Annotated in this window: 5 protein-coding genes; all 5 read left to right on the top strand. The window is 60.6% G+C overall.

Features of this window, described 5'->3' with window-relative positions:
- The first annotated feature begins 265 nt into the window (after window positions 1–265).
- Window positions 266–1252 carry an AAA family ATPase gene (locus ACOCD2_RS08630; protein WP_293646796.1) on the top strand — a complete coding sequence of 329 codons (987 nt, stop codon included), beginning with the start codon at window positions 266–268 and terminating at the stop codon, window positions 1250–1252.
- 1 nt (window position 1253) lies between these two features.
- Entirely contained in the window at window positions 1254–2183 is a 930-nt protein-coding gene (locus tag ACOCD2_RS08635) for a DUF58 domain-containing protein (protein ID WP_293646797.1), read from the top strand.
- Complete coding sequence (locus ACOCD2_RS08640; protein WP_293646798.1) at window positions 2180–2668, top strand: DUF4381 domain-containing protein; 489 nt, start codon at window positions 2180–2182, stop codon at window positions 2666–2668. The genes ACOCD2_RS08635 and ACOCD2_RS08640 overlap by 4 nt, the downstream gene beginning before the upstream one ends.
- Complete coding sequence (locus ACOCD2_RS08645; RefSeq protein ID WP_293646799.1) at window positions 2661–3623, top strand: vWA domain-containing protein; 963 nt, start codon at window positions 2661–2663, stop codon at window positions 3621–3623. The genes ACOCD2_RS08640 and ACOCD2_RS08645 overlap by 8 nt, the downstream gene beginning before the upstream one ends.
- Window positions 3620–5031, top strand: a 1412-nt coding sequence (locus ACOCD2_RS08650) for a VWA domain-containing protein (protein ID WP_419602796.1), incomplete at its 3' end; no start/stop codon positions are given. The genes ACOCD2_RS08645 and ACOCD2_RS08650, both read left to right, overlap by 4 nt.

Below are 5031 nucleotides of genomic sequence, written 5' to 3' on the forward strand. Positions count from 1 at the left end.
AACTAGTTAGATAAAGCAATGTCCGGTATTGCCAATGCCTTCCTGTGCTGGCTGTGGCCTGCCCGGTGAAACAGGCTGCAGCGCTATTATAGGATTTTATCGACGAGTAGTGCATAAAATTGAGGCCGGGCAGCGTTAATTCAACCCTGCCGGGAACAGGCTTATCGGAAGCGGATTGTTTTTACCGGTCTTCGTCCCCATGTAGCTGAACTAAATCGAATTAACAATCTCTAAATTGGCAAAAAATACAGTCCGGAGAAAAAACATGTCAGCAACGACCAGTAAAGAACAACAGGCCTTCATGACCCTGCAGGAACACATGCAATCGCATATTCTGGGTCAGGAGAAACTGGTGAACCGCCTGCTGGTGGTGCTGCTGGCGGATGGTCACCTGCTGGTGGAAGGTGCCCCAGGCCTGGCGAAGACCAAGGCCATCAAGATTCTGAGTGACGGTATCGAAGGCAGTTTCCACCGCATCCAGTTTACCCCCGATCTGCTTCCCGCGGACCTGACCGGTACCGATATCTACCGTCCCCAGGACGGCAGCTTCGTATTCCAGCAGGGGCCATTGTTCAACAACCTGGTGCTGGCAGACGAAATCAACCGGGCTCCAGCCAAGGTACAGTCTGCTTTGCTGGAAGCAATGGCGGAGCGCCAGATTACCGTCGGCAATACCTCTTATCCCCTGCCGCCGCTTTTTCTGGTCATGGCGACACAGAATCCCATCGAGCAGGAAGGCACCTATCCGTTGCCGGAGGCCCAGCTGGATCGTTTTCTACTGCATGTTTTCATCGACTATCCTGAGCTGCGTTACGAAAAGCAGATCCTGGACCTGGCGCGGGCTGAAGCGCGTGGCGAGCTGGATCACAAGGCGCAGGCCATACCCGAGCTGCTCAGCCAGGAAGATCTTTTCGAAGCCCGCCGTCAGGTGCTGGATATCCACATGTCCGAAGCAGTTGAGGAATACCTGCTGCAACTGGTGCTGGCGACTCGCAACCCCGCAGCTTACAGTGAGCAGCTCGCCGGCTGGATAGAATACGGCGCCAGCCCCAGGGCTTCCATCGGGCTGGATCGCAGCGCCCGCGCCCATGCCTGGCTGGCAGGACGGGACTATGTGTCGCCCGAAGACGTGCAGAGCATGGCCTTCGACGTATTGCGTCACCGCCTGATTCTCAACTACGAGGCGGAAGCGGAAGGCGTTACGCCAGACCGTTTCATCGCCGAGCTGGTTTCACTGGTGCCCGTGCCCTGAGATGCACACCGCAGCAGAAACCGTCGTTTCCCCCGTTTCGGTCGGTCTGGCCGAACTCATAGCCCTGAGCAACAGCGCGCACCAGCTGCAGTTGCGTACGAAGGTCATCCGTGCGCGTCAGGGTGGACAATACATCTCTCGCATGCGTGGCCGGGGCATGGAGTTCGACGAGTCCCGTCCCTACCAGCCGGGAGACGATGTGCGCAACATCGACTGGCGGGTCACCGCCCGCACCGGCAAGACCCACAGCAAGGTTTTCCGTGAGGAACGCGAACGCCCGGTGCTGATCAGCGTGGATGCCCGTCAGCCCATGTTTTTTGCCACGCGGGGGCGGTTCAAATGGGTGCAGGCCGCGCGCCTCGCTGCGCTGCTGGCCTGGACCACCCACCAGGCGGGTGACCGCATCGGTGGAGAGATCTACTCGGAAAAGGGTTTCACGGAGTTTCGTCCCCGCAGGGGAAAACAGTCCGTGTTGCGTTTCATCCGCTCCCTGTCTGATGCCGTCTCGCGGCCGGTGGCGGAAGCGGGAGACCCTTCCATGGAGAAGATATTCCGGCGTATGCGCCGTACCGCACATCCGGGCAGCCTGGTGATCTTCGTCAGTGATTTTCGCGGTTTCGACGAGGCATCCGAGCGCCAGCTGGCGCGTATCGCCAGGCACAACGATGTGCTGCTGCTGCACCTGTACGAATGGCTGGAAGCCAGCCTGCCCCAACGTGGGCACTATCGTCTGGGTGATGGTGAGCGCACCCTGGAACTGGATACAGGCAAGGCAGCCCTGCGCAGCAACTACCGGCAGCAGTACCATCACCGTGTCGGACGTCTGCAGAAACTGTGTCGCCGATTGCACATGACCTGGCTGCAATGTGCCACCGACGATGATCCGGCGACCGTGCTGCGCAGCATTTTCGGGAAGGAGACAGTGCGATGAACGATGCCCTGTCCCAGCTCAAGGATATTCATCTGCCGCCTCCCGTGAACTGGTGGCCTCCCGCACCAGGCTGGTGGTTGCTGGCGGTGCTGGTGTTGGCCGCCCTGCTGGCACTGGCCTGGTTCGTGCGGCGCCGGATCAAACGCGTGGACCTGTATCAGTTGTCACTGCAGGAACTGGCTGATATACGGAAACACTATGCCGAGGAGCCGGATGCACAGCGTCTTGCTGCAGAACTTTCGCGCCTGCTGCGCCGTGTGGCCATCACGCTCTGGCCGGAAGCGGAAGTGGCCAGCCTCACGGGAAAGGACTGGCTTGCCTGGCTGGATGCCCGGATCGATGGCAATGCATTTACCGAGGGTGCAGGCCGTTTCCTGGAAGAGGGCGCCTACCGGCCGGGAGGCGATCTGCAGGATGCGCAGGCGCTGCTGTCCCTGGTCGAAGGCTGGCTGAAGAAAGTCACGCGGGAGACGCGTCATGCTTGAGTTTGCCTGGCCCTGGGTTTTTCTCGCACTGCCACTTCCCTGGCTGGTCAGGCGTTTCCTGCCGCCAGTCAGGCAACAGCAGGCAGCTTTGCGTGTCCCCTTCCTGGAGGATTTTGAAGCCCTGCAGGGAAAGAATGCACGCGCCGGTGGCCGTTCGCTGCTGGCGCTGAGCCTGGGTATCCTGGCCTGGCTGCTGCTGGTCACCGCTGCGGCCCGTCCCCAGTGGCAGGGCGAAGCAGTGCCCCTGCCCATGCAGGGACGTGACCTCATGCTGGCAGTGGATCTTTCCGGCAGCATGGCGGAAGAGGATTTCGTCATCGGTCGTCAGCGCGTGGACCGCCTGACCGCCACCAAGATCGTGGCCGGGAATTTTATCGAGAAGCGCAAGGGTGATCGTGTGGGTCTCATCCTTTTCGGTGAGCAGGCCTACCTGCAGGCACCCCTGACCTACGACCTGAAAACCGTCAAGACCCTGCTCGACGAGGCCTTCATCAACATGGCCGGGCAGAAGACGGCCATCGGTGATGCCATCGGCCTGGCCATCAAGCGGCTCCGTGGCAAGAAAGGGGAAAAGGTGCTCATTCTCATGAGCGACGGCGAGAACACGGCCGGCGCCATGGACCCACTGAAAGCCGCCGAACTGGCAGCGGAGGAGAAGCTGAAAATATACACCATCGGTATCGGGGCCGACCCCGAAGCGGATTTCTTTGGCATGGTTCGGGGCCGCAGCGCGCTGGATGAGAAAACCCTCACCCGCATCGCACAACTGACCGGTGGCCGCTATTTCCGCGCCAGGGACACGGCCCAGCTGGTGGCGATCTACGATGCCATCGACGCCATGGAGCCGGTGGAAAACGATGAGCGCTTTTTCCGTCCCGTGGATGAACTGTTTTACTGGCCGGCGGGCGCCTCCCTGGTGCTCGCCCTTGGCCTGTTGTTCCGGAGGAAAGGATGAACTGGCAGGATTTTCATTTTATCCGTCCCTGGTGGCTGTTGGCGCTGCTGCCTGTAGCGCTGGGCCTGGCACGTCTGTGGTGGCGCCAGGGCAGGGACTCTGCCTGGAGCGGTGTGGTATCGCCTGAACTGCTTCCCCATCTCCTGCTGGACGAAGAGTCGCGCCTGTCGCGCTGGCCGTTGCTGCTGGTGTTTGCCGGTTTCCTGCTGGCCATTCTCGCAGTCGCCGGACCGACCTGGGAACGCTTGCCTCAGCCCGTCTTCAGCAACCAGTCGCCGCTGGTCATTGCGCTGGATCTGTCGCGTTCCATGGATGCGCGGGACGTCAGGCCATCCCGCCTGCAGGCAGCCAGGTTCAAGGTGGAGGACATATTGAACAGGCGCAAGGAAGGGCAGACGGCGCTCATTGTTTTTGCCGGTGCCCCGTTTACCGTATCACCTCTTACCGATGACGCAAAAACCATTATTTCGCAGTTGCCTGCGCTGACTACGGACATCATGCCGGTGCAGGGCAGTAACACGGCGGCAGCGATCAGGCAGGCGGTGGAACTGTTGCAGCAGGCACAGCAGCATTCCGGCCAGATCCTGCTGATCACCGACGGGGTGAATCCTGCTGCCAGTGTCGAGGCCGCCAGGAAAGCCGCCGATGCCGGCTATCAGGTTTCCGTGCTGGGTGTCGGCACCCGGGAAGGAGCGCCCATTCCCACAGGAAGAGGTGTCATCAAAGATGGCAAAGGCAAGATCGTGGTGGCCCGGCTGAATACAGAATCACTGGAAGAAGTGGCTCGTGCAGGCAAGGGGCGGTTCACCGCCATGACGCTGGATGATGGTGATATACGCAGCCTGGGCGTGGAAGACGTAAAACAGGGCCTGACGGACGCCGGTGATGCCGCTGACCAGGAGATCGCCCGCTGGCGGGATTACGGTCCCTGGTTGCTGCTGGCTGTCCTGCCCCTGGCGGCGCTGGCTTTTCGCCGCGGCATCCTGTTGCTGGCCTTCGTCATGGTCATGCCCCTTCCCGGCAAGGTTGAGGCGGACTGGTGGTCGGACCTGTGGTACCGGCCGGATCAGCAGGGACAGCAGCTGATGCAGCAGGAACAGCCGCAACAGGCAGCCCAGGCCTTCAGGAATCCTGACTGGAAAGCGAGTGCGCTGTACCGCGCCGGCGACTATGAGCAGGCAGAGAAACTCTGGGCCGGTGAAAAAGATGCCGAGTCCCGCTATAACCTGGGCAATGCCCTGGCCAGGGAAGGCAAACTGGAGCAGGCAATCAAGGCTTATGACGAGGCACTGAAGCAGAATCCTGAACTGGCAGATGCCAGGGCCAATCGTGATCTGCTGAAAAAGCTGCTCGAACAGCAGAAACAGAAGCAACAGCAGAACCAGCAGAACCAGCAGAACCAGCAGAA

The organism is Thiolapillus sp. (assembly GCF_048562965.1).
GTDB lineage: Bacteria > Pseudomonadota > Gammaproteobacteria > Chromatiales > Chromatiaceae > Thiolapillus > Thiolapillus brandeum_A.